Below are 24402 nucleotides of genomic sequence, written 5' to 3'. Positions count from 1 at the left end.
AGGGGGCGCTCGCCCTTGTGACTAGGAGCGGTGGTGTTGCTGACCATGATCGCGTTCAGGCAACCCCATTGTGCGGTAGCGCGTGACAGCCGCGGCTACACCGTCGAGGGATTCAAAACCCAACAAGCCGTGCGGGCTCTCCTCGTACCCCAGGTCCAGACAGTTCCACGGGGAGTTTGCCACGCAGTTCTGATAGACCGCCGAACTCCCCACGGTCGAGGCTTGATAGCCCAGGCACCAGTAAGTGGCGTGTCCCGCATAGGTGTCGTACGCGAAGCTGTTATCTGCATTCCAATACTCAACATACGCTTCGTACGTGTCCGGATTGTCCGGGCAGTTCGGATCGATGAAGCGGTACCAACGGTAGCCCGCCGGACACGGGTACGTGGAGCAGGTTGCGTCCGTGCCCCCGTCCTGCGGCGCGCTTGCCGCGATTACGAGCGGAGGATTAGGCACGGTGGATCTCGCCTCAGTGCCCGAGCTGAGCGAGGCGGTCTCGGACACGAGGGCCAGGACCAAAAGCGTGATTCGCGCAAACATGTAGCCTCCTTGCGGATGAAAGGGGAATCGTCGCTCCGGGCGTGCACCATGGAGGTGTGCTCTCCTTCCGTCAGCCCCGCTCGCGATCAAGAACAGTCGGATTCTGTCCCAACATCCTTCCGGCTCTGGCGCTGTCCTCATCTACGAAGCGCTTCGCACAGACGCTCGCTGACATACCCCTCGTCAAATCGTCGTCGCAACTCGCGAGGTCCCCAGCCGATGTGTCGAACGAGAAGCGAACGTAAGCGCTTCGGCGATGTGATCCCCGCTTCCACCGATAACCGCTCCAGCGTCCAGTCCCGAACCACAAGCATCTCGCATGCGAGCGGAAGCCTGAGCACGGATACGATGGCGCCTGCGGAAGCGAGGCGCGCTTGCTGCAGTTCGCGCGCGATGCGTTGATAGACGGCAACAGGCGGGGCAGCCCGTCGCTGAGGCGACGGGCGGGCAAACAGTTGCAGTAGCCATAGCCTTGCCGGCAGTGAGAGGACACTCAAGCGCTCGCACAGATCCTCGAGCATCCGGCTCCGCATTCGATCAGCGAGCGACGGGCCCGACAACAAGGATCGAGCGCGGAGCTCCCATTCTGGATCCTCGACGTCGAGGAGGTAGGCACGCCCAAGCGCCACGATGGGGAGTGCACGAGCGGCGAATTCACGTCGCATCTGGCCACAGATAACAATGGCGACGCCTGCACTCGTCGAGGAGCGGGTCAGCGACTGCTGATCCATTCTGGTCAGCATGAGTGGGTCGAGCCACAGTCGCTCGATCGAAGGCGAGAGACGCTGCAATAGCCCTTGGCCGGGAACGATCGAAAGCGGTGAGGCGGAAACGGCGACGCTGGCGAATCGCCTTTCGAGACTGGGCGAGAGCACAGTCGCGTCCCGGGGTTCGGGCATGCGCAACTCCGTCACAAGTCATTGGCTGAACTAGGCGAGAAGGGCGCAAGCTACGTCGCACGGTCGCTGCCGTCCGTGATTCCGCGCACGCTGGCCGGTCTCGGCCCGCGGCTACCGGTCACGCATGATGTGCCATCACGCGGCGAAGCCACACGCGATGGCGCCCGCGGACACTCCACCGCACATTGCATCTGAGCTTCGAGAGAATCCTCGCGAGCGACTCGCCATTTGCACCGCCAATCGATCGCCCCATGAGTCATGAAGTGCCCGGAACCCTGAACTCGGACGGCAAGACACGCCAGTGGATCACAAGAACCCTGGGTGTCGCGTTGCTTGTGCTGGCGATCGTGCCGGCGGTGCTCTGGGGCAATCCGTATCCCTCAAGCGCGTTGATGTACTGGGGTGTTGGTGGCCTGATGGTTGTGGCTCTATCGCTGCTCGTCCGACTCGTCCCTGCGCACTTCAATTTGGTCAAGCCGAGCGCCCGAGTCGGCGTCTTCAGTGATTCGTCGCCCACTGCCTACTCGTTGTTCACGGCGATAGTCGGGACGTGTGCCGCAGCATGGATGGCCCGGAATGTCTTCGGTTCGAGGGCGAGCACCACCGACGAAGTCGCGCAGCTCTGGCACGCGCGAATCCTGTTGACCGGCCGGTGGGCCCTCCCCGTAGACCCGGACCGTGCCTTCTTCGCGCTCGATACCGTCGTGGACGGCGAACGTTGGTATTCGCAGTTTCCGATTGGGGGACCGCTCCTTCTTGCCCCCGGCATGCTGATCGGTGCGCCGTGGATCATCAACACGCTGCTGACTGGGGCGAGCGCGGCGTCGGTCTACTGGTTTGCTCGCTCGGTCTATGGCGAGAAGGTCGCGCGGGTCGCCGCGCTGCTCATGGCCACTGCCCCGAGCATCGTAATCATGGGCGGGACCATGATGAATCACGTTCCCGTGCTGTTCCTTTGGACAGCCGTGCTGTGGCTGCTGCCGCGCTGGGAAGCGCAGGTTAGCGCCCGACGCCGCCATCTCACCGCTTTCTTCATTGGACTTTCGCTCGGATTGATGGCAACGATCCGTCCGCTCGACGCCGTGGCCGCCGCCCTCGCCACGGGACTGTTTCAGCTCACGCGCTTCAAGTTGAACATCAGCCGAAGTGTGGAGTGGGTGTCACAGAGCATCGGAGGCCTGCTAGGCGTGGCCGTACTTTTCATTGCACAATCGGCGACGACTGGGGCGGCCTTGCGCTTCGCCTACGATGTACAGTGGGGCGCTGGCCACTCAATCGGATTCCACATGGATCCTTACGGCCGGGCATTCACCCTGCAACGGGGGATCGAGCAGGCGCTCACTTATCTCGGCGAGATCGCCATGTTCGTAATGGCGTGGCCCGTCCCGTCCATTGTTCTCGTGAGCGTCTCGCTGCTCTTGGTCAGGCGCCCCACTCGGTGGGACTTCCTGCTATTGAGCCACTTTCTTGTCCAGCTGGGCTTGCACGTGATGTACTGGGGCCGCGGTGAATTTCTCGGTCCACGCTTTCTTTTCACGGCGCTGCCCACGCTGATCGTGTTCATCGCGCGTCTACCCATCGAGCTGAGCGAGCGGGTCTCGCCGGGCTGGCGGCCAGCCGTGCCAATGGCATTTGCCGCCATGATGGCGATCAGCTGGCTCGCGCCTGCGAGTACCCTTGGTGTTCGCGGACTGATGCGCATCGCGGGGCAATCGCGCGTCGCCCTCCGGGTCGATGTGGAGGGTGCAGTGAAGGCCGCCAGCATCGACAGCGCGGTTGTCTTTCTGCGCGAGCCGTTCAGCGCCCGACTCACGCGCCGCCTCTGGGGCCTCGGACTCCGTCGCGACGAGACCGCACAACTGCTCGCCGCGCATGACGCCTGTGCGGTGCACGCGGTGGTCGCGCAATTCGAGGCGGCGCCCTCACAACCTGTGAGCGCCGTTCGCGGCGTTCTGGCCGCGACGCCGCGCATCGTGGCAAGCGACACCGCCATGGCAAGCAGCGACGGCGTGCTGGCGCTCAACGGCCCCGGCTCGCTCGACCCCGCCTGCCGCACGGAATTCGACGCGGACACAACCGGAGGCTTTGTCGCGTTCGGGGTGGGACTGCCGCTCGAACCGATTGACCCCACGGGCCACGTCGCCGGTCCGATTGTCTACGCCGCCGATCTTGGGCCAGCCAACAGCCGGCTCATCCCACGATTCGGGGACCGGCCCTGGTATGTGGCAGTGAACCGGGGAAGAGGGGTGAGTCTGGAACGCATCCCCACCCCCAACCCAACCCGATATCCCCAAACTCCACCACCCCAAACCCCAAACTGATCAGTTCGGGGTTCGGAGTTAGGAGGTTTGGGGTTGATGGGTTCCTGCCGTCCGGCGGTTGCCCCACCCCACCCCCTTGTGATAATTTTCACAAGCTGTCCCCAAAAAACGTTACCAACGCTTTCCAAGCCTGCCCATATGGCCACCCAGACCGCCCTGCGCCCCGGCGAAATCAAGGACATCCTCCTGCGTGAGATCGAGGCGGCGGACCTCGCCGATCTCAACGTCGAGGAAGTCGGTACCGTCCTCGAAGTGAAGGACGGCATCGCCCGTATCTATGGCCTCGGCAAGGTCATGGCCGGCGAGATGCTCGAGTTCACGTCGTCCGAGACCAAGCAGGTCATCACGGGCATGGCGCTGAACCTCGAAGAAGACAACATCGGCGCCGTTATCCTGGGCGATTATCTCCAGCTCAAGGAAGGCGACGAAGTCCGTCGCACCGCCCGCGTGCTCGAAGTGCCGGTCGGTCCGGAACTCATCGGCCGTGTCGTCGATCCCCTTGGCCGTCCGATCGACGGGCTTGGTGAGATCCGCTCGACCAAGTTCCGCAAGGTGGAGTCGCCGGCCCCGGGCATCATCGTGCGTCAGCCCGTCAAGGAGCCCCTCCAGACCGGCATCAAGGCCATCGACTCGATGATCCCGATCGGTCGCGGCCAGCGCGAGCTCATCATCGGCGACCGCTCGACCGGTAAGACGGCCGTCGCGATCGACACGATCATCAACCAGAAGGGCCAGGGCGTCATCTGCGTGTACGTCGCCATCGGCCAGAAGGCGTCGACGATCGCGTCGGTCGTGGAGCGCCTTCGTCAGGCTGGCGCCCTCGAGTACACCATCGTCGTCGCCGCCTCGGCGTCCGACCCGGCGCCGATGCTCTACATCGCGCCCTACTCGGGCTGCGCGATGGCCGAGTTCTTCATGTACAACGAGGGCAAGCCGACGCTCTGCGTGTACGACGACCTCTCGAAGCAGGCCGCGGCGTATCGCCAGCTGTCGCTCGTGCTCCGTCGTCCGCCGGGCCGCGAAGCCTATCCGGGTGACGTCTTCTATCTCCACAGCCGTCTGCTCGAGCGCGCCGCCAAGCTGCGCGAAGACGAAGGCGTGGTCGATGGCAAGAACATCCTCAAGCCGGGTGGCTCGCTCACCGCGCTGCCGATCATCGAGACGCAGGCCGGCGACGTCTCGGCGTACATCCCGACGAACGTCATCTCCATCACCGACGGTCAGATCTTCCTCGAGACCGACCTCTTCAACGCCGGTATTCGCCCGGCCGTGAACGTCGGTATCTCGGTGTCGCGCGTCGGTGGCTCGGCGCAGACGAAGGCTATGAAGGGCGTGGCCGGCCGTCTCCGCCTCGACCTCGCGCAGTTCCGTGAGCTCGAAGCCTTCGCGGCCTTCGCGTCGGACCTCGACGCGGCCACGAAGCGTCAGCTCGAGCGTGGCGCGCGCACGGTCGAAATCCTCAAGCAGGGGCAGTACTCGCCGCTCCCGTTCGAAGAGCAGGTCGTGGTGATCTACGCGGCGACGAACGGCTTCCTCGACACGATCGACACCGGCAAGGTGCGGGCGTGGGAGAAGGGCTTCCTCGAGTACATGCGCGCGCAGTTCCCGCAGATCCTCGACGGCATGCGCAGCACGAAGGCGCTGGCCAAGGACGCCGAGGCCGAGCTCAAGCGCGCGATCGAGCAGTACACGAAGTCCTCCGTCGGCTGAGCCAGGGTATCTGACTCATGGCCAAAGGCCGCGAACTGAAGGGGCGCATCAAGTCCGTCGAGAACACGCGCAAGATCACGCGCACGATGGAGATGGTGGCCACTTCCAAGATGAAGCGCGCGGCGGACCGCGTCGCGTCGGCGCGTCCGTACGCGCTGGCGCTCGGCGAGGTGTTGTCGCGGGTGTACTCGCCGGAGCTCGCGGAGCAGTTCCCGCTGCTCCGGCGCCCGGCGCAGGTGCGCAAGGCCGCCCTGGTGGTGCTCACCGCCAATCGTGGCCTCTGCGGCGCGTTCAACACGAACCTCATCCGTGAATCGCGCGCCCGCCTGGCCGAGTGGGAAGGCAAGGGCATCAGCGTCGAGCTGCACATCGTGGGGCGCAAGGGCATCGGCTTCTTCAAGTATCTGGGCCGGAACCTCGCCACGTCGCGCGCCGACATTGGTGACCGTCCGAGCGCCGATGATGCGGCGTCGCTGATCGACGCGCTCATGGCGCGCTACGCGGCGGGTGACATCGACGCCGTGTACATCACGTACGCGAAGTACAAGAGTGCGCTGTCCACGCCGCCGGCCACGGAGCAGGTGCTTCCGGTGGTGGCGCCGACGGCGGACGGGGCGGCCGGCATGCGCGATTTCATTCTCGCGCCGTCGGCCGAAGAAATCCTCGAGGCGCTGTTGCCGCTCTATGTGCGCAATACGGTGTATCGCGCCCTCGTGGAGACGGCGGCCGGCGAGCAGGGCGCGCGCCGGACGGCCATGAAGAACGCGACCGACAACGCGACCGAGATGTTGCAGCTGCTCAAGCGCACGTACAACTCGGTGCGTCAGGCGCAGATCACGCAGGAAATCGCCGAAATCGTCGGCGGTGCATCGGCACTGCAGGGCTGACGTTTCACCATATCCAGTACGCATTCCATGGCTACCACCGCCGCCCCGACCACTGTCGGCAAGATCGTCCAGGTTATCGGCCCCGTCATCGACGTGGTGTTCGAGAACGATCACCTGCCTGAGCTCTACAATGCCGTGCGCGTCGATACGACGGCGCCCGACGGCTCCCATATCCGCGTCACCGCCGAGGTGCAGCAGCACATCGGTCGCAACCAGGTTCGCGCCGTGGCCATGTCGAGCACCGACGGCATCACGCGCGGCATGGAAGTGATCGACACCGGCAGCGCGATCACGGTGCCGGTGGGCGCGCCCGCGCTCGGCCGCATTCTCAACGTGCTCGGCGAGCCGGTGGACGATGGCGCGGATATCCCCGCCAACGCCGAGCGCTGGCCGATCCACCGCAAGCGCCCCGACTTCGTCAACCTCGAGCCCAAGACGGAAGTCTTCGAAACGGGCATCAAGGTCGTCGACCTCGTCGCCCCGTTCGTGAAGGGTGGCAAGATCGGTCTCTTCGGCGGCGCCGGTGTCGGCAAGACGGTCATCATTCAGGAGCTCATCAACAACGTCGCGAAGGGCCACGGCGGAAAGTCCGTGTTCTGCGGCGTCGGTGAGCGCACGCGCGAAGGGAACGACCTCTACCTCGAGTTCCAGGAAGCGGGCATTCTCGACAAGGTCGCGCTGATCTACGGGCAGATGAACGAGCCGCCGGGAGCCCGTCTCCGCGTCGCGCTCGCCGGTCTCACGGTCGCCGAGTACTTCCGCGACATGGAGAACGCCGACGTGCTCGTGTTCGTCGACAACATCTTCCGCTTCACGCAGGCCGGTTCCGAAGTGTCGGCCCTCCTCGGCCGTATGCCCAGCGCCGTGGGGTACCAGCCCACGCTGGCCACGGAAATGGGTGAGCTGCAGGAGCGCATCACCTCGACGCGCAACGGCTCGATCACCTCGGTGCAGGCCATCTACGTGCCCGCCGACGACCTGACCGACCCGGCGCCGGCCACGGCGTTCGCGCACCTCGACGCCACGGTCGTGCTCAATCGTAAGATCACCGAGCTCGGCATCTATCCGGCCGTGGACCCGCTCGATTCGACGTCGCGCATTCTCGACGCGCAGTACATCGGCGAGCGTCACTACAACGCGGCCACGACGACGCAGCGCATCCTGCAGCGGTACAAGGAGCTGCAGGACATCATCGCCATTCTCGGCATGGACGAGCTCTCGGAAGACGACAAGAAGATCGTCGGCCGGGCCCGTCGCCTGCAGCGCTTCATGTCGCAGCCGTTCGCCGTCGCCGAGCAGTTCACGGGTATCCCGGGCAAGTACGTGAAGCTCGAAGAGACGATCTCGAGCTTTGAGCGGATCTGCGCCGGTGAGTTCGATCACCTGCCGGAACAGGCGTTCTTCATGGCCGGTGGTGTCGAAGACGTGGTGGCGAACGCGAAGAAGCTCCAGGGCTGATTCGTGAGCGACTCCCTGAAGGTGTCCGTCATCTCCCCCGAGCGCGTGCTGTTCGAAGGCACCGCGCGCGGGGTGGTGGCGCCGGCGTTCGACGGTGAGGTGGGCATCCTGCCGATGCACGCCCCGCTGATGACGCTCCTCGGCCGTGGCACGCTCCGCGTGGACACGACCGCCGGCGAGCAGCGGTTCACGGTGAGCGGCGGCTTCCTGCAGGTCGTCGATGACACCGTGCGCGTCGTCACGGAACACGCGACGCAATAAGACACACCCCGCCACCGGAATCGGTGGCGCGGCCAATGCAGTGACGCGGTTGAGGTGCCTTCGGGCGCTTCCTGCGTGTGTCCTCGCGGGGTTCGTCGTGCAGAGCGGTGCCCGACGAACCACCGCGGCGACCAAATGTCGGAGGCGAGGATCTCTCCGGAGTCGCTTTCTCAGTGGTGCAACGTCACCACGGTATGCGCCGTAGAGCAGATGTCGCGTGGCACGATGCCACGCACTGCCCTCCTGCCTGCACGCAGCGTGTCGGCTGTCGTCTCCCTCCTGCCTCATGTCACTCCGTGTCGTAGTCCTCGGACAGGTGCCCGCCCCTCTGGCGGCCCAGTTGCCGGCGATGCTGTCGGCGATGGACCTGTCACTCGTCGCCCAGGCGACGGATCGTCGCGCGGCCCTCGCCGCGCTCACGGCCACCCCGCTCCCCGATATCGCGCTGCTGGCGGCGACCTTGGCCGATGGCGCGGCCTTCTCGCTCGTGCGGGAGTTGCCGGCGGCGCAGCGTCCCGCCGCGCTGGTGGCGATCGGCACGAAGGAGGAGGAGGCCGTCGCCGCCTTCGACGTGCAGGCCACGGACTTTGTCCTCTGGCCCGCCGACGCCTCCCGCGTGGAGGAGGCGCTCACGCGTGCCCGCCAGGTGGTCGTGCACCGGGCGCTGGCGCGTACGGCCGATGAACTGCAGCGGCTCATTGGCGAAGCGAGCGCGCTGGGCGTGCTCGAACCGGTCGCCGGAGCGGCGGGCGACGGGCGTCGCCGCCGGCACTTTGGCGGCGCGGCCACCGGCACCTTGGTGGCGTCGAATCCGTGGCGGAATGGCAGCCGGCCGGATGCGCGCAGCGGCCGTGCGGCTGGCGCCGGTGATGAGTCGGTGCTCGATCTGTCCCGCGAGGATGGGGGGCGGGCCGGACAGGCGACGCCGCCACTTCGCGTGCTGGTGCGCGAGGGGCGCCGCACGCGGTTCGTGCCGCTGGCCGAGGTGGACTGGTTCGAGGCGGATGGCAACTACATCCGCGTGCACGCGGCCGGCGAAACCTATCGCACGCGCGGGACGATCACGGCTATTGAGAACGCCCTCGATCCGCGGCAGTTCGTGCGCATTCACCGTCGGATCGTGGTCAACATGGATCGCGTGCGCGAGATGAGCCCGTTGCCCGGCGGCGATGGGCTGCTCGTGCTGGGCGATGGCTCGACGCTGCGCCTGTCGCGCACCTACCGCGCGCGCGTGCGCTAGATCACCGATTGTCCGGGGCACCGGGTGGAACGTGGACGCCGTGCGCGCGTATTGTTCGGCGTCACGTTCTCCGGGAGCTTTCATGCAGGTGTGGTCTCGTTGGTCCGTGGCCGCCGTGATCAGTGCGGTCACCTTCGCGACGCCGGTGCTCGGTCGGGCCCAGGCGTACAACTATCCCTCGCTGCAGACGCCGCAGGCGAGCACGCGTGATTACACCGCGGCGCTGGTCGGCGGCGCCGGTACGACGCTCCTCTTTCAGTGGCGGGAGGGCGCCTCACGCGGCATGCATTGGCAGCTCGACGCGGGGCTGGCCGATCCCAAGGGCGGCGCGGATCCGCTGCTCTTCGTGGGCGGCGGTCTTGGCAAGGAGTTGGCGCGCGCCTCGGCGGAGCAGCCGCTCGACGTGATGCTGACCGCGGGCGTCGGGGCGGCGTTTGGCGGCAACAATACCGTGCTGCGCATCCCGGTGGGCGTCAGCGTGGGGCACCGCTTCGCGCTCGATCAGGGGATGGCGATCACGCCGTACGTCCATCCGCGCGCCTCGGTGGACGTGTGCAGCCGGTGCGGTGGGCCGGACCGTGATGGTCGATCCACGATCAGCCTGAACTTCGACGCCGGCGCCCTGTGGCAGGTGACCCGGAATTTCGGCGTCGTGACGGCCGCCAGCTTCAGTGGCTCGGACGTGATTGTTGGCGACGACACGTTCGCGATCGGCGTCCGGTGGACGCCAGCGTCCCTGGCGGGAACGGGGCGGCGCTGAGATCGGCCGGCGCCTCGCGAGCGCGGGGCACAATATAGAAGAGCTCGCCAGAAAACGATCCACATCAACCGCCGCACTGGGACGAACCGTTCCGGTGCGGCGGTTCTGTTTGATACGTCCAATGACGTGTGACGCCGCACGCCCGACCGTTGTTCTGGACGTGGAAGCGCAGCGGTTCGACTCATCGTCCCCCCTCGGGACTGCGTGTCGTCCCGTCCCGCTGTCTGTCCCTACTTGCCAACCCTTCCGACGCGGGCTAGCCTTGGCGCTTGCCCTCGGTGCGGGTGTCGTGGATCACGGGATGGCTTTTCTCCGTGGATCCGTCATCCCGGAAGGGCGCTGTTCGTCCCTCCGCAGTCCCTCCAGGCAGTCCCTCGCTTTCCCCGACAACTGACGTGGTGGTGCAGACCGTCCGCGCGCGCCGAATCGCGAGCGAACGGGGCGACCACTGTGCGTCGGTTTTCGGTTTCGCATAGACCGGTGGTTTTCGTAGGCCCGCAGTTCCGTCTTCTTCACCCCTGGGAGAGCGATGTTGCCCAAGTCCTTCACCCGTCCCGCGAGAGCGATCGCTGCAGCCCTGCTGGGGCTGTTCGCGGTGATCCCCTCGGCCCGAGCGCAGGCGCAGAACGCCACCATCACCGGTAAGGTGCTCGGTGACGCTGGCCAGCCCCTCGAGTTCGCCAACGTCTACATCACCGAGCTCGTGATCTCGGTGCCGACCAACGCGCAGGGCATTTTCTCCATTACGGTTCCGGCGGCGCGTGTGTCCGGCCAGGCCGTGAACCTCCGCGTGCGTGCGGTCGGCTTCAAGCCGGCCTTTGCGGCGATCAAGCTGACGCCGGGCTCGCAGACGCAGAACTTCTCGCTCGAGAAGGACGTCAATCGCCTCAGCGAAGTCGTCGTCTCCGGCTCCATGGAAGGCACCGAGCGCAGCAAGGTGGCCTTCGCCGTCGGTCGTGTGACGGCCGAGGACATTCCGGTCCCCGCGCTGAACCCGGTAACGGCGCTGCAGGGTAAGGTCGCCGGTCTCCGCGTGGCCCAGACCAGCGGTCGCCCGGGCGCCTCGCCGGAAATCATGCTCCGCGGCCCGACGTCGATCAACGCGAGCGGCCGTGGCACGGGCCCGCTGATCATCGTCGACGGCACGATCCTCCGCAATCAGTCGCTCGCCGAAATCGGCGGTCTCGACATCGAGTCGGTGGAAGTCGTGAAGGGTGCCGCTGGTGCCTCGCTCTACGGCGCGCAGGCGGCCAACGGCGTGATCAACATCAAGACCAAGCGTGGTGCGACGCGCAACGAAACGCGCGTCGGGGCCCGCATTGAGTACGGCACCTCCGACCTCAATTCGTCCCGCCTCATTCAGCCGGTGAATCACCCGCTGCAGCTGGACGAAACGGGCAAGAAGTTCTGCATTGCTGGCTCTGGTGCGGTTTCCAGCTGCTCGCGTACGACTGGTTGGATGGAAGAAATCCTGCGCATCAACAACGTCAACGCAGATACCACGCGCACGCAGCAGAACATTCAGTGGAACGCGCCGGCGGCCTCGGGTGGCGAGCTGCTGAACGTGTACCAGTCCAGCATCTGGCCGGGCCAGTACTACAACGGTTTGGCGCAGGTCGCGACGAATAGCCCGACGCAGCTGAATACGGTGGATGTGAACGGCCGCGTGGGCAACGTGCGCTACTTCGTGACCGGATCGTACACGAACGACGGTGGCGCGATCAAGGGTCTCAACGGTGCGCAGCAGCGCCGCGCCCGCGTCAACCTCGACTACGATGTACGCCCGAACCTCACGGTGTCGGTCAGCTCGCTCTTCAACCGCAGCACGGTCGACGATCGTTCGGGTGGCGGTCAGGGCAGCATTTTCGGCCAGCTCCTGCGCGGTGCGACACCGGGCACGGACTATACCGCCGTCGACACCCTCGGTCGTCCGATTCTCCGTGGTGGTGGCACGGGTTTCCGCCCGACTGGCAACGGCGGCGGGAGCTTCCTGTATCAGCAGCAGTACTTCAACGCCTATACCAATGCGGACCGCTGGCAGGGGTCGATCAACACCACCTACACACCGGCACCGTGGGCCTCGTTCGAAGCGCTGTACAGCTTTGACAATCGCGACCGCATCTCGAATTCCTACGTCTCGAAGGGCTATCGGACGCAGACGCTGGATCCGGCCACGAATAACGGAAACCAGAGCATCGATAACCAGACGCGCCAGAGCATGAACGCGTATGTCTCTGGTACGTTCCGCAAGCAGCTGATGGCCGACCTGAATGGCAAGCTGAACATCCGCGGTCTGATGGATCGTGACTACATCCTCTCGAACGGGTCGAGCGGTGAGCAGTACGTGGTGAAGGATGTGTACACGCTGTCCAACACCACCACGAACTTCTCCACGTCGTCCAGCAGCCAGCTCGTCAAGAATGTGGGTGCCATTGCGGGTGCAAACCTGGACTACAAGGGCAAGTACATCGTCGACGGCACGTTCCGTCGCGACGGCTCATCGCTCTTCGGTGCCGGTAACCGCTTCGCGAACTTTGGTCGTCTCTCCGGCGTGTGGCGTCTCTCGGAAGAGTCGTGGTTCAGCCTCCCGAAGGTGTCGGATATGCGTATCCGCGCCTCGCGCGGGTCGGCCGGCAACTCCCCGCGCTTCACGGCGCAGTACGAGACCTACTCCTGCGCGGCGTCAGGCTGCTCACTCGGCCAGGCCGGTAACTCGCAGCTCAAGCCCGAAACGACCACCGAGAACGAATTCGGCTCGGATTTCACGTTGTTCGGTAAGCTCGGCGTGGAACTGACCTATGCCCAGTCGCTCACGACGAACCAGATTCTGCAGGTGCCGACGCCGGCCTCGCTCGGCTTCTCAAGCAAGTGGCAGAATGCCGGTACCTTGCAGAACAAGACGTTCGAAGTCGCGCTCAACCTGCCGGTGATCAGCCGGAAGGACTTCTCGTGGAATACGCGCGGTACGTTCGATCGGAACCGCACGTACATCACCGAGCTGTTCATGCCGGAGTACTTCACCTCCGCCGGCACGGCGCAGGGCACCGGCTCGCTGTTCCTTTTCACGGCGCGGACGGACAAGAGCAACGGCTACCCCGTGAATCGTTACGGCGGCATCTGGGGTCGCAAGTTCTACAAGTCGTGTGGCGACATGCCGGCCTCGGTGCAGGCGCAGTGCGGCGACGGCAAGGCCTATCAGGTCAACGACCAGGGGTGGGTCGTGTGGGTCGGCGATGGCAACAGCTGGCGCGACGGCATCACCAAGAACCTCTGGCAGACGAAGCTCTCGGCGGCCAATTCGCCCTGGAATTATCCCCTTCAGTTTGGTCACCCGATCGTCGACCGCCCCCTGCGCGGTGAGAAGGGCGAAGGTACGGGCAACACGAGCATCCTGGGCAACACCCTGCCCAGCTTCCGCTTCGCCTTCAACAACACGATCACCTACAAGAAGCTCTCGCTGTACGGGCTGCTCGATGGGACCGTGGGCCACTACATCCAGAATCAGGGCGCCGGTTGGGGGCTGCTCGACTTCGCCAACAACTACTTCGACATGGGCGGTCGGTCCGTCGAGACAGCGAAGCCGCTTGGCTACGGCTGGCGCGTCGGTGGCTCCGAGGGCGCAGGCACAGGCGGCTTCTATGACCTCCTCGGTCCGAACAACTGGAATACCGAGAAGGGCACGTACGCGAAGCTTCGCGAACTCGCTGTCACGTACCAACTCGGCAAGATCGCTGGGATGAACGACGTCACGCTGCAGTTGATCGGTCGCAATATCTTCACGTTCACGAAGTACACCGGCCTCGATCCCGAAGTGGGTGTAAGCGGCGCGGGTCAGGCCAGCTCGGGTCTCGTCAATCAGGTGGACGCGTTCGGCTTCCCGACGCTCCGCACGTACACGTTCACCATCCAGACGCGCTTCTAGGATCCTGACGACATGAATCGCACTTTCCTTCGGGCAGCCGCACTCGCGGTTGCCCTGGTCGGGTCGGCTGGGTGCAGCGACAGCTCGCTGGCGGTGCAGAACCCGAACCAGGGTAACACCGCCCGCGTCCTTGGCACCGCCAACGACGCCGAGGCCCTTCTGGGCACGTACTACAAGCGCTGGTCGAGTGGTGTGTACGGCAGCACCACCGACCTGCAGGGCATGACCTCCATCCAGTCGATGATGAACTACTCATCGCTGGCGAATAACTGCATGAACGCTCGTGCCCCGTTCTCGGGCGCGGCGAACGTGAACACGCCTGGCAACACCTGTGCCGGCGAGCAGTACCGCTTGTATTCGTTCAACGGCGAAGTGAACCGAGTTGCTCAGTCCATCCTGAACCAGATGAAGGGTGGCCTGACGCTCGGCGGTACGGCGCGAGACAACCGCGCAAAGGCGTTTGCCGAGTTCCTTCGCGGGCTCTCGATCGGCTACACGGCGCTCATGCACGACTCTGTGGCGCTCGTGGTGGACGGTATGACCAACGAAGATCCGGGCAAGCTCATTGGCTATAAGGCGGCCGCCGATTCTGCCTACGCCGCCTTTCAGCGGGCGATCGATTTTGCGAACGCTGGCGGCACGGGCGGTAACGGTTTCCCGCTTCCGGCCACGTGGATTCCTTCGCCCACGACCTTCTCGGCGGCTGAATTCGTGAAGCTGATCCGCAGCTATCGGGCGCGTCTCCGCGCGAATATGGGCCGTACACCGGCCGAGCGCGCCGCGGCGGATTGGGATGCGATCATCGCCGACGCCCAGAACGGCATCACGAGCGATCACAACATCACGACCAGCACGACCGTCGGTCCGACCAACTCGTGGCGCGCGCAGTTCCTGTCGTTCAGCACGTGGCACCAGATGCCGCCGTTCTTCATCGGCATGGCGGACACGTCTGGAGCGTACGCCGCGTGGATTGCCCAGCCGGTCGGAGACCGTGGTGGTAACGGCGCCTCCTTCACCATGGCGACGCCCGACTTGCGCTTCCCGCAGGGTACCACCCGCTCGGCGCAGCAGGCCGACTTCGCGATCACGTCCTGCTCGGCAGCCAGCACGCCCTGCAAGCGATACTTCGTCAATCGTCCGACCGGCAACGATGTGCTCGCCGGTCTGAGCTTCGGTTTTTCGAACTACGACCACGTGCGCTTCTATTCGTGGCGCATTTCCGGCGACGGCTCAGCACAGAACGGCGCCACGCCATTCATGGTCAAGGCGGAAATCGATCTGCTCCAGGCTGAAGGGTTGTATCGCAAGGGCCAGTATGCCGCTGCGGCAGCACTCGTGAACCGTACTCGTACGGCTGCTGGCCTGCCGGCCATCACGGCGTTCGACGAAACGTCGCTGGTGCCGGGCGGAAACGCCTGTGTGCCAAAGGTGCCGAAGGTGCCGAACTTCACCACGGTGGGCTGCGGCACGCTGTGGGACGCGCTCAAGTACGAGAAGCGCATCGAGACGGCCTATACGCACTACTCGCCGTGGTTCCTCGATGGCCGTGGGTGGGGTGAACTGCCTAAGGATACGCCACTGTTCTGGGCGGTGCCGTACCAGGATCTTCAGGCTCGCGGCATTGCGGTAGGCGCCATCTATGGCGCCGGGCCTGGCCCGGGCAACGCGCCGAATTCTTCGGCCGCGACCAGCGTGTACGGCTGGTGATCCGTTGCGATCAGTGATGCGCTGGGCGGCCCTGTCGGTGCCGCTGATGGTCTCCATGACGGCCGGCTGCTTTACCGCAATGCCTGTCGTCGGCGAGGCCCTCCCTGCCGGCACAGAAGTGCTGGTCAAAGTGACGGATGCGGGGCGAGCCAATCTGGTCGCTACGCTCGGTCCGGGGGTGGATGTCGTGGAAGGGCGACTGGTCTCGCGTGATGCGAGCGCCATCACCGTTGCGGCGTCGAGCGTATCCCTGCTCAGCGGAGTCCATCAGGTTTGGTCTGGTGAACGCATTCGCATCGGGGCCGATCAGGTCGCGCTGTTGTCGAAGAGGCAGTTCTCGAAGAGGCGAACGGCCATCGTGACTGGCGCCGTCCTTGGTGTGGTATTTGTGGTGGCCAAGGGAAGTCTCTCGGGATTGTTGCAGGGCTCTGAAGGCAAGACGCCCTCCGACTCCGGCGCGAGCACTCGAATTCCTCGGCCCTGATGTTCAAGCAAACTCTAGTATCTCCCTCCACGGAGTTGTCCATGCGAAGCATCCTTCGTCTCACGGTGGCGTCGATGGTGGCCGGGGCCACCCTCACGGCGTGCCGCCCTGATACGGTCATCACCACCGAAGACCTCCCCACGGCCGGCGTGCGTTTCATCAACGCGTCGCCGGACACGTCGGGCGCCTTTGGCGTCGACTTCCGGTTCCTCGACCTCGTCGAGTCGAACGCGCAGTTCCGCCACACCTTCCGCAGCGGCCCGACGACCTCGGGCGGCGTGACGGGCTCCACGCTCGTGCAGTACAAGGCCGCCCGAGCCGGCGCGCGCAGCTACGCGGTGTTCCTTGACGACACGATCCAGACGATCGCGTCGACCAAGGTGTTCAGCGGCACGGCGAACCTGACGGCCGGTACGAATTACACCTACATCATGTGGGGACAGGGTCGTACGGGTACGCTCAAGCTCGGCAGCTGGGATGAGACCACGACGGTGCCCTCCGGCAAGGTGGCCATCCGCGTGATCAACGCGACCGAGTCGCCGATCGACGTGCGCTACTTCACCACGGGTGGCACGGAACCCACTGACCCGTCGTGGGCGGCGGTGCCGGGCCTCTCGAAGTCGAACTACATCAACGTCGATCCGGCGAGCATCACGTTCAGCGTGCGCGCTGCTGGCGGCACGACAAACCTGTTCAACAACCTGCTCGCCCTTCCGGGCACGGCCGCGTCGTCGTCGGCCGGCGCGGGTGGCAAGCTCGATATCAGCTCGACGCCCGGTACGACCGTGGCCGGTTCGGCGATCTCGCTGATCGTCTTCCCGCGCTCCACGGCCGGTGCCCGTACGCCGCAGGCGGCCGCCTTCCTGGTGCCGGCTGGGACGTTCGTGTGGGATGTGCGTCCGCCGCGCGGCTTCTGATGCGCGGGTGACGCACCGCCCGGTGCGATCAAAAAGAGCCGCCGAGCAATCGGCGGCTCTTTTGCGTTGACGGGTTCGCAGGCGCACATCAGCTTCTTGCGATGGTTAGTACTCGCAGCGAGCGCCGGGCTGCCGCCCGCGCCGCGAATCGCTCGTCCGCTCCCGTCACCACGGCCGCCCGCACCGTCGGCGCCGACTACGGCCCCACCGCGACCGTGCATGCGCACGGCTCGATGATTTCGCCGCTCATCGATTGGCTGGCCGTCGGCGGGCTCTCGATCGTGGTGATGCTGCCCTTGCTTGCTACCGGACGCACCGATCTGGTGCTGGTGGGCGCGGGGGCGCAGGCGTGGATCGGCACCGCTATCAACATGCCGCACTTCCTGGCGTCGTACCGGCTGGTGTACGGCAGTCGCGCGATGGTGATGAAGCACAAATGGGCCAGCATGGGGGTGCCCGCCCTGCTGTTGCTCTGGATCATCGCCGCCATCGTGATGACCGACTGGACGCAGACACTCGGCATCGGTCTGGTCACGGTCGCGAGTGTATATCTCGCGTGGCACTACACCGGCCAGGCGTGGGGGATGATGGCGTCCTTCGCCTATCTCGCCGGCACGGGCTTTGACGCGCGCGAGCGCACGCTCATTCGCACGAGCCTGCGCATCATGCTCACGTGGCATCTCGCGTGGTTCCTGTACACGCAGCTGCGCGATCCGACGCGGGTGGAGATCGTGTATCAGGTGGCGTCCGCGGCCACGGTCATCGCGTTCGCGCTCGGCGCGTGGGGGCTGGTGCGTATGCGCCAACGCACCGGGAAGAACCCACCGCTGCTGGCCATCACCGCCTGGCTGGCCATCTTCGTGTGGTACGCCGTCATGGCCCGCGATCCCAAGGCGCTCTTCTGGGTGCAGATCGCGCACTCGCTGCAGTACCTGGTGTTCCCGTTCCGCGTGGAATACAACCGCGCCGCGGGCACGACCACGGTCGTGAAGGAGGCGCCCACCACCACCGGCGCGCGGGCCGTGGTGCACATGGCGATCTATGCCGTGCTGCTCCTGGTCGCGAGCGTCCTGGTCTCGCAGGTGGTGCCGAATGCGCTCATGGGCGTGATCGGGAATGTGTTCGGTGAGGTGCCGGCGCAGGCCGCGCCCATTCTCATTCTGATGTTCATCAACGTCCATCACTACTTCACCGACGGTGTGCTCTGGAAGATCAGCAACCCCGAGGTGCGTCGTGATCTCTTTGCGCACGTGCCCAAAGCCTGACTGGTGTGACCGCGCGTTCAGGCGGGAGCACACTGAAATAATGGCCGCGGATTACGCGGAAACGCACGGATCCATTTGGTGCAGGAGTTGGATCCGTGCGTTTCCGTGAAATCCGTGGCGGTCAAATCACCGCTTCACCTGTCCCCAACTCAGGAGCTCCGATGTCGTTGCGCCTTCGCTTGGTCGTTCCGCTCGTGGCCACGCTTCTCAGCCTGCCCGCACTCGCCCACGCGCAACGAGGTGGTGGTGGCCGTGGGATGGGCGGCTCCAAGGAAGCCGACTGGAACTCCGTCATGTCGGATATCCCCAAGGGGCCGAGCATCAGCGGCAAGGACTTCGTCGAAGCGAGCCCGCTGGCGATGTTCCTCGACAAGAAGAAGGATCTCAAGCTCACCGACGCGCAGATCACCGCGATCAAGGCGGCCGACGACAAGCTGCAGGCGGCCAACAAGGACCGCTACGCGCTGGTGGACTCGCTCAAGAAGCAGATGCGCCCGAGTGTCGCGCCAACGGCCGAGGACGACGCACGGCTCGCGATTGCGCGGGAGTCCATGCAGGGCGTCGTGCGCGATATTCGCGCCAGCCAGGAGACCGAAACCAAGGCGGTCGTGCAGACGCTCGACGCCGAGCAGCAGAAGACCGCTGAGGAGCTCCTCGCGAAGCACGCCGAGAAGGTGCAGAAGATGATGCGCGAGAAGATGGGCCCGGGCGGCGGGCGTGGCGGCGGCCGGGGGCGCGGCGGTCAGGGCTGAGCCATCGCGACAGCGGTGTGGATCGAGCGGGCCTTCCGGCGCTTACCGGAAGGCCCGCTTGGTCCAGACGACCACGGCGCCGCAGTTCTGCTGCACGCGCTGGAACTCCGACGGCACCGTGGTGCGCTGCTGATACACCTCGATCGCTGCCAGATCGGAGGGCGAGAGCGTATTGAACACTTCCGTGTCGTTCTGCTGCACGCCGTCGAGGACGAGCGTCGCCATGCACTGCCCGGTGCTGGTGGACGGCAGATAGAGATTGAAGCGGCGGCCATTCGCCGTCATGTTCTCGACGGTGAGCCCCGGCACCGCTTGCAGCGCAGCGGACACCGTGGCGCGCTTGCCAATGGCGACCGAGTCGAGATAGCTGCCAAAGCCGCGCACGCGACGCGCCTCGAACTCCATGATGCGCACGCGCCCCTTGGCCGATACCGCCCGGATCTTGAGCGTATCGAGGGCGTTGAGGCGGAACGTCGTGAGCTGCACGCGTGCCGTATCATCGGCAAAGACGTCCACCGCCGTACTCGTCGGATTGAAGCCGACGGCGGCCGCATCGATCTGCCGCGTGCCGGTGGGCACGCCCCGCAGCGTGAAGCCACCATCGGGATCGGAGCGCGTCTCGAGTTCGCCGATCGACACGCGAATATCGCGGATCCCCCGGCCGCCGCTGTCGCTCACCACGCCCCGCACGGTGCCCTTGCGCTGCGCATCGGCCACCGTTGTCCCGCTCAACACCAGATCCAGACGACGGACGCGGTCGCTGGTGGCACTCATGGTGACCGAGGGCGTCGTGTTGGCCCCGTTGAAGGCGCGCACCACCAGCGGCAAGCCGGTCGGCACGTTGCAGATGGCGTAGCCGCCCTGCTTGTCGCCCTGCACTTCGTTGTTGTAGCGGCGCTGCGTGACGTTGGTGCTCTTCTTGGCCGGATCGAGCTTTACGAGATCGGTCCACGAGAGAGCGACCCACGCCTGCGGCACCGACTTGCGCGTGGCGGCATCGCGCACCGTGCCGTACACGAAGCCCGTGTCACGCCCAGTCGGCGCCGGCGTCCCACACGCCGCCCGCCAGAGCGTGGCAAAGCTCGGAACCGCGAGCACCACCGGTGCCTTGCCGTCGGTCACGGTGGCCTTGGTCGTGGCCCCCGACAATCCGAGCGAGTCGAACACCGCGTGCTGCATGGCAAAGGTGTACGTCCCCGGCGGCACGGAGTCGAAGCGGAACCGCCCCTTGTCGTCGCTGCTCGTGCTCTTGCCCCGCTCGGTCAGGATGACGAAGGCGTTCGCCAGCGGCGCACCGCGCAGGCTGTCGTACGCCACGCCGGTGACCGTCACCGGCTTCTGCGCCCGGGCGGTAGATCCCCACAGGCCAACCAGCAGCGCCGACAGGGGGAGCAGGGGGCGACCAACACACCGCAGCGGAAACGACATGGGGACTCGTGCAGGGAAACGGGTGACGTTACTTGGCGAGACGCTTGGTGATCAGCTCGGCGAGCCGCTCTTCCAGGCGCGCCTTGGAGGAGCAGGGGCTATAGGCCTGGTTGTACGTGGCCGGCCGAGCCTGGGCGTCCACGAGTGTGCCCACCTTGGCCGAACCCGCGCCGTTGGCGGACACCGTCGTCAGGACACTCAGATACACGTCATACGAGTCGGCGTTCGGTCCGATCTGCGAACTCCCTCCGCAGTCGAGGTACATGCTGAGCGGCATCTTGCCCAGCCGGTTCCGGATCTTGTACCCCGAGTTGCCCACCGTCTTCTTGGCCGGATCCACCGTGTTCACCTGGATCCCCAGCGAGTCATACACCGACGGCAGAATGCGAAAGACCGCGTCGGCATCGAAGGGGATCGTCACCACATCGGCTTCCGTCGTGCGATTGATCGTGAGCCGCCCGACCCCCTCGATGCCGGTCGTGGTGGACCGGGTCGTGGAGCCGCTGGTCTGCACCGGGGCCACGGCCCCGCCACTTGAGGCCGTGCCCGACGACGAGGCGCCGCCCGACGCGCACGCCGTGGCAAACGCTGCCAGCCCCAACAGGGCAAGAGAACCGATCACGGGCCGCATACACGCACTCCAGAAGAAAGGTGGCAAAAAACTATGGTCGTCGGGTCCAGATCAACATCACACCGCACACCGAGTTGAGCGTGCTGTAGCGGGCCGGCGTGCTTGACGGCGACGGATAGAACTCGACACCGGCAATCTGGTCGATCGGGATGGTGTTCACATCGAACGGCTCGGTCGGCCGCCCGCTGTTCATGATGCGGTCGTCGAGGTACACCTGCGCGAAACACTGACAGGACGTCATCCCCCGGGCCCGCTCGCCTGGTGTGGGGCAGTAGTACCCCTGCTGGGCAATGTCGTCGAAGGTGAAGGTGCAGGTGTTCGCCTTGTCGTAGGCCATGTTGCCGGTCCGAACACCGCACGACTGTCGAGCGCCATCCGGGCCGGCCGTCACCCCCGAGCCACGCGGCAGCAGGTGCGACGGCGCCCGCTTGCCCACCACGTAGGCGTGCGCGCCACCGTCCATGTTGGAGAGCGCCGTGCCCATCCCCTTCACCATCGCCATCACGGTCCCCAGCCGCTGCCCGCGGGCCGAATCGAGCTGCGGGCGCGTGATGTAGCTGCCCAACCCCAGCTTGCGCCGCTCCTCGAACTCGGTCGGCACGCCAGAACTGCGAATCTCCACCGCGGCGAGGCTCTGGGCCGTCGCCGGCGCCACTAATACGCGCTCATCGAGCGCGCGCGCATTCTGCAGCGTGATGGTGGCCGTGCGCTTCGCAAACCCCACGCTGCGCACCGAGACGAGATGCGGGCCGGTGGGGAGCCCGGAGAAGCGAAACTGACCGCGCCGGTTCGTGAGCGTGGAGCGGCCGAGATCGGTGATCGTGACCTCGGCGCCCTCCACCGGCATGCCGCCCACGGAATCCACCACCGTGCCGCTGTAGGTGGGCGCGACCACCAGGCCGGCCTGCAGTGCCAGGTCCAGCCGCGCGACGCGCTCCTTGGGCGCCAGCACCAGCGTCTGCGGCGTGCTCGCACCGGCGCTCATGGTGTCCGCCTCGGCGCGCACCGTAAGGCGGCGGCCGACCGGCGCATCGCACAGGCGATAGACCCCACTGGTGGGATCGGGGATGGCCCGGATCCAGCCGCCCATGCGAGACTGCCCGAGGCTGTCGGTGGGCAGCAGGGTGCTGGTATCCGTCTCCCACTCGGCGACGACGCGATAGCCGGCCAGCGCGGCGCCATCGCCGGCCGCCGCGAGCCGCCCCACGATCAGGCTCGAGCCGGTGCCGCCCAGGCCGCGACACGCTGCGCCCAGCGATTCGGCGAGTTGCGGGGGACCGAGGGTGAGCGATGGCATGCCGTCCCGCAGCGTGAGGTCGCGCCGCGCCACGATGCCCAGTGGATCGAGCGCCTTCGTTCCCACCTCCACGAGATAGCGGCCGGCGGGAAATCCGCCCAGCACAAAGCGGCCTTCCTCGTCGGCGACCGTTTCGAACGGGGTATCGACCAGGTGGACGCGCGCCTCGGGCACCGCGGCGCCGCTCGCCGAGTCGCGGACCACGCCGGCAATGGTGATGCTCGACCCGCTATTCCGCGCCAGACGCGCCGACGGCAGACGGGCCGGGAACAGCTCAAGGGGCCCGTCGAGCACCTTGCGGACGCGCACCGTGTCGCGGGCGCCCGGCCGCCAGACGGTCAGCTCGACCGTGCGTCCGCGCTCCTGCCCGCGACAGAGCGCGATCACGCCATCGGTGCCGGTGACGCCGATGTCGGTGCGCGGCTTCCAGCGGCCATTGTCGGCTTCCAGCAGTTGCCAGCGCACATCAGCGGCCGGATTGCCATCGGCTTCGAAGGCTCGGCCCAGAATCCAACTTTCGTTGTTCTTGGGGGCGTCGGTGCGCTTGCACGCGGACTGCGCCAGCACGAGCGGCCCCTGAACTTCCACGCGAGCCAGCAGGGCGCTGCCCCGCACCGCCGTGAACGTCTTTCCGGTGGGGATGGTCATGCCGATGCTCCGCACGTACGGATCATCGACCACCAGCCGATACGGGCCCGGCAGCAGATTCTGCATCGAGGCGCGCCCGTCGGCGTTGGTGGTGGCCAGGTACTCGGTGCCGGCCAGCCGCAGCACGACCCCCGCGGCCGGGCGACTGCCGGCGCCCACCGCCGTGATGTGCACCGACCCCAACGGGGCGTGCCAGACACGCCCATCGGGCCAACGCGCTTCGGCCAGTTCACCGCCCGTTTCGCGCACGATGAAGGCCGGGCCCGGGCGCGGATCGGCCGGGTCGGTGGCAGGGGCGTCCACCATCCGCAGCTGCCAGCGATCGATAAACGGCACGCCGTTCGGCAACGACCGGAAGCCGATGCGCCCGCCGGCGCCCAGCCCTTCGGCGAGTGGCTCGACCCCGACGTAGCGGAACGTGATCTCGCTCAGCGCGCGCGCCACCGTGTCGATCCAGAGCGTGCCGTCGATATCCACGCGCCCCGCCTTCCGCGTGGCCGGCGTGAAGCGGAGGCCGACCTGCGTGGCGCGATTGGCGTCGGCGGCGGCCACGCTGAAGCAGTAGCCCGCCTGAAAGCGCTCATCGAGAATCACCCCCGCATCGGGGCTGAAAAACATGTAGTCCCCCGCGCGGCCGCCACGAAATCCGGTCGCGAGAAAGTCAGCGGCGGTCTGTACGGCCGAGAAGGAGACGGTCGCCTGTTCCGACGAGTCCACGCGCACCGTCTGACGCACCGTTTCGATGCCATCGCCATCCAGCAGCCGCTCGAAGCGCAGCACCACCAGACGTGGAGGGTCCTTCTCCCGCGCGACCTCCGTGGCGAGGAGCCCGGCGCGCGCGGCGTCGAGCAGCACGAACGCCGCGCCCTGATTGCCGCGCTGCTCGCATCCGCGCGCCGCCACGACGTCCACGCCCTGCAGGGCGCGCGCGAACGGGGCGAGACGGACGTCGAGCGTATACCCACCTTCGGGGCGCCCCTTGGCTTGCGCGAGCGGCACGGTCTGCGGTTCGAAGCCGAGCCGGACGACGCGCATCTGCGTCGCTTCAGCCGGGCGGAGGAGGCGATACTGCCCGCGGTCGTTGGTGAGCGTGCGCACGAGCGTGGCGCTGCTCGCGTCGAGGAGGGTCACCACGGCGGCCGGTACCGGCGCCGCGGTGGCGCTGTCCACCACGGTACCGCGCACCTCGGAGAGCTGCGCCTGCACGCCATGCGGCGCGAGCAGCGAAAACAGGACCACCAGGGACGGTAGGATGCGTCGCAAAATCACGGGGCG

The 24402-nt window shown here is 66.2% G+C and carries 18 protein-coding genes; 13 read left to right on the top strand and 5 right to left on the bottom strand.

Annotation, left to right across the window (positions count from 1 at the left end):
- Positions 1 to 21: 21 nt before the first annotated feature.
- Positions 22 to 540 (bottom strand): hypothetical protein, encoded by a 519-nt coding sequence (locus K2R93_08780; GenBank protein MBY0489923.1) that lies wholly within the window; start codon positions 538 to 540, stop codon positions 22 to 24.
- A gap of 137 nt (positions 541 to 677) precedes the next feature.
- Positions 678 to 1439, bottom strand: a complete 762-nt coding sequence (locus K2R93_08775) for a hypothetical protein (GenBank protein MBY0489922.1) — start codon at positions 1437 to 1439, stop codon at positions 678 to 680.
- Positions 1440 to 1690: 251 nt separating this feature from the next.
- Here K2R93_08775 and K2R93_08770 point away from each other — a divergent pair, with 251 nt between their 5' ends.
- From K2R93_08770 to K2R93_08710, 13 genes are all read left to right on the top strand, one after another.
- The gene (locus tag K2R93_08770; GenBank protein ID MBY0489921.1) at positions 1691 to 3760 is read left to right on the top strand and encodes a hypothetical protein; all 2070 of its coding nucleotides are present in this window, start codon (positions 1691 to 1693) and stop codon (positions 3758 to 3760) included.
- A gap of 138 nt (positions 3761 to 3898) precedes the next feature.
- Positions 3899 to 5470 (top strand): F0F1 ATP synthase subunit alpha, encoded by a 1572-nt coding sequence (gene atpA, locus K2R93_08765; GenBank protein ID MBY0489920.1) that lies wholly within the window; start codon positions 3899 to 3901, stop codon positions 5468 to 5470.
- 17 nt (positions 5471 to 5487) lie between these two features.
- The gene (gene atpG, locus K2R93_08760) at positions 5488 to 6357 is read left to right on the top strand and encodes an ATP synthase F1 subunit gamma (protein MBY0489919.1); all 870 of its coding nucleotides are present in this window, start codon (positions 5488 to 5490) and stop codon (positions 6355 to 6357) included.
- 27 nt (positions 6358 to 6384) lie between these two features.
- The gene (gene atpD, locus K2R93_08755; protein MBY0489918.1) at positions 6385 to 7815 is read left to right on the top strand and encodes a F0F1 ATP synthase subunit beta; all 1431 of its coding nucleotides are present in this window, start codon (positions 6385 to 6387) and stop codon (positions 7813 to 7815) included.
- A gap of 3 nt (positions 7816 to 7818) precedes the next feature.
- A complete protein-coding gene (atpC, locus tag K2R93_08750) occupies positions 7819 to 8076 on the top strand; it encodes an ATP synthase F1 subunit epsilon (GenBank protein MBY0489917.1) in 258 nt (85 codons plus the stop codon).
- 286 nt (positions 8077 to 8362) lie between these two features.
- A complete protein-coding gene (locus K2R93_08745; GenBank protein ID MBY0489916.1) occupies positions 8363 to 9316 on the top strand; it encodes a response regulator transcription factor in 954 nt (317 codons plus the stop codon).
- 82 nt (positions 9317 to 9398) lie between these two features.
- Positions 9399 to 10076: a hypothetical protein gene (locus K2R93_08740; GenBank protein ID MBY0489915.1), complete on the top strand. Its 678-nt coding sequence runs from the start codon at positions 9399 to 9401 to the stop codon at positions 10074 to 10076.
- A 529-nt stretch (positions 10077 to 10605) separates the two neighbouring features.
- Positions 10606 to 13998 carry a SusC/RagA family TonB-linked outer membrane protein gene (locus K2R93_08735; protein ID MBY0489914.1) on the top strand — a complete coding sequence of 1131 codons (3393 nt, stop codon included), beginning with the start codon at positions 10606 to 10608 and terminating at the stop codon, positions 13996 to 13998.
- Positions 13999 to 14010: 12 nt separating this feature from the next.
- Positions 14011 to 15705 carry a RagB/SusD family nutrient uptake outer membrane protein gene (locus K2R93_08730; GenBank protein MBY0489913.1) on the top strand — a complete coding sequence of 565 codons (1695 nt, stop codon included), beginning with the start codon at positions 14011 to 14013 and terminating at the stop codon, positions 15703 to 15705.
- A 16-nt stretch (positions 15706 to 15721) separates the two neighbouring features.
- Complete coding sequence (locus K2R93_08725) at positions 15722 to 16189, top strand: hypothetical protein (protein ID MBY0489912.1); 468 nt, start codon at positions 15722 to 15724, stop codon at positions 16187 to 16189.
- 41 nt (positions 16190 to 16230) lie between these two features.
- Positions 16231 to 17106: a DUF4397 domain-containing protein gene (locus tag K2R93_08720; protein MBY0489911.1), complete on the top strand. Its 876-nt coding sequence runs from the start codon at positions 16231 to 16233 to the stop codon at positions 17104 to 17106.
- 101 nt (positions 17107 to 17207) lie between these two features.
- Complete coding sequence (locus tag K2R93_08715) at positions 17208 to 18371, top strand: hypothetical protein (protein MBY0489910.1); 1164 nt, start codon at positions 17208 to 17210, stop codon at positions 18369 to 18371.
- 161 nt (positions 18372 to 18532) lie between these two features.
- Entirely contained in the window at positions 18533 to 19123 is a 591-nt protein-coding gene (locus tag K2R93_08710; protein MBY0489909.1) for a hypothetical protein, read from the top strand.
- A gap of 42 nt (positions 19124 to 19165) precedes the next feature.
- Here the strand turns inward: K2R93_08710 and K2R93_08705 are convergent, their stop codons facing one another.
- From K2R93_08705 to K2R93_08695, 3 genes are read right to left on the bottom strand one after another with little or no spacing between them, the layout of a single operon-like run.
- The gene (locus tag K2R93_08705) at positions 19166 to 20551 is read right to left on the bottom strand and encodes a carboxypeptidase regulatory-like domain-containing protein (protein MBY0489908.1); all 1386 of its coding nucleotides are present in this window, start codon (positions 20549 to 20551) and stop codon (positions 19166 to 19168) included.
- Positions 20552 to 20579: 28 nt separating this feature from the next.
- Complete coding sequence (locus K2R93_08700) at positions 20580 to 21173, bottom strand: hypothetical protein (protein ID MBY0489907.1); 594 nt, start codon at positions 21171 to 21173, stop codon at positions 20580 to 20582.
- A 40-nt stretch (positions 21174 to 21213) separates the two neighbouring features.
- Positions 21214 to 24366 (bottom strand): carboxypeptidase regulatory-like domain-containing protein, encoded by a 3153-nt coding sequence (locus K2R93_08695; protein ID MBY0489906.1) that lies wholly within the window; start codon positions 24364 to 24366, stop codon positions 21214 to 21216.
- Positions 24367 to 24402 lie beyond the last annotated feature (36 nt).

The organism is Gemmatimonadaceae bacterium (assembly GCA_019752115.1).
Classification (GTDB): domain Bacteria; phylum Gemmatimonadota; class Gemmatimonadetes; order Gemmatimonadales; family Gemmatimonadaceae; genus Gemmatimonas.
Note: the sequence above shows the minus strand (reverse complement) of the source record. Positions and strands in the feature narration are given on the sequence as shown.

Bases quoted from the DNA above. Each gene is read 5' to 3' on its own strand.
- K2R93_08780 (MBY0489923.1), bottom strand. From the start codon at position 540: ATGTTTGCGCGAATCACGCTTTTGGTCCTGGCCCTCGTGTCCGAGACC.
- K2R93_08775 (MBY0489922.1), bottom strand. From the start codon at position 1,439: ATGCCCGAACCCCGGGACGCGACTGTGCTCTCGCCCAGTCTCGAAAGG.
- K2R93_08770 (MBY0489921.1), top strand. From the start codon at position 1,691: ATGAGTCATGAAGTGCCCGGAACCCTGAACTCGGACGGCAAGACACGC.
- atpA (MBY0489920.1), top strand. From the start codon at position 3,899: ATGGCCACCCAGACCGCCCTGCGCCCCGGCGAAATCAAGGACATCCTC.
- atpG (MBY0489919.1), top strand. From the start codon at position 5,488: ATGGCCAAAGGCCGCGAACTGAAGGGGCGCATCAAGTCCGTCGAGAAC.
- atpD (MBY0489918.1), top strand. From the start codon at position 6,385: ATGGCTACCACCGCCGCCCCGACCACTGTCGGCAAGATCGTCCAGGTT.
- K2R93_08745 (MBY0489916.1), top strand. From the start codon at position 8,363: ATGTCACTCCGTGTCGTAGTCCTCGGACAGGTGCCCGCCCCTCTGGCG.
- K2R93_08740 (MBY0489915.1), top strand. From the start codon at position 9,399: ATGCAGGTGTGGTCTCGTTGGTCCGTGGCCGCCGTGATCAGTGCGGTC.
- K2R93_08735 (MBY0489914.1), top strand. From the start codon at position 10,606: ATGTTGCCCAAGTCCTTCACCCGTCCCGCGAGAGCGATCGCTGCAGCC.
- K2R93_08730 (MBY0489913.1), top strand. From the start codon at position 14,011: ATGAATCGCACTTTCCTTCGGGCAGCCGCACTCGCGGTTGCCCTGGTC.
- K2R93_08725 (MBY0489912.1), top strand. From the start codon at position 15,722: ATGCGCTGGGCGGCCCTGTCGGTGCCGCTGATGGTCTCCATGACGGCC.
- K2R93_08720 (MBY0489911.1), top strand. From the start codon at position 16,231: ATGCGAAGCATCCTTCGTCTCACGGTGGCGTCGATGGTGGCCGGGGCC.
- K2R93_08715 (MBY0489910.1), top strand. From the start codon at position 17,208: ATGGTTAGTACTCGCAGCGAGCGCCGGGCTGCCGCCCGCGCCGCGAAT.
- K2R93_08710 (MBY0489909.1), top strand. From the start codon at position 18,533: ATGTCGTTGCGCCTTCGCTTGGTCGTTCCGCTCGTGGCCACGCTTCTC.
- K2R93_08705 (MBY0489908.1), bottom strand. From the start codon at position 20,551: ATGTCGTTTCCGCTGCGGTGTGTTGGTCGCCCCCTGCTCCCCCTGTCG.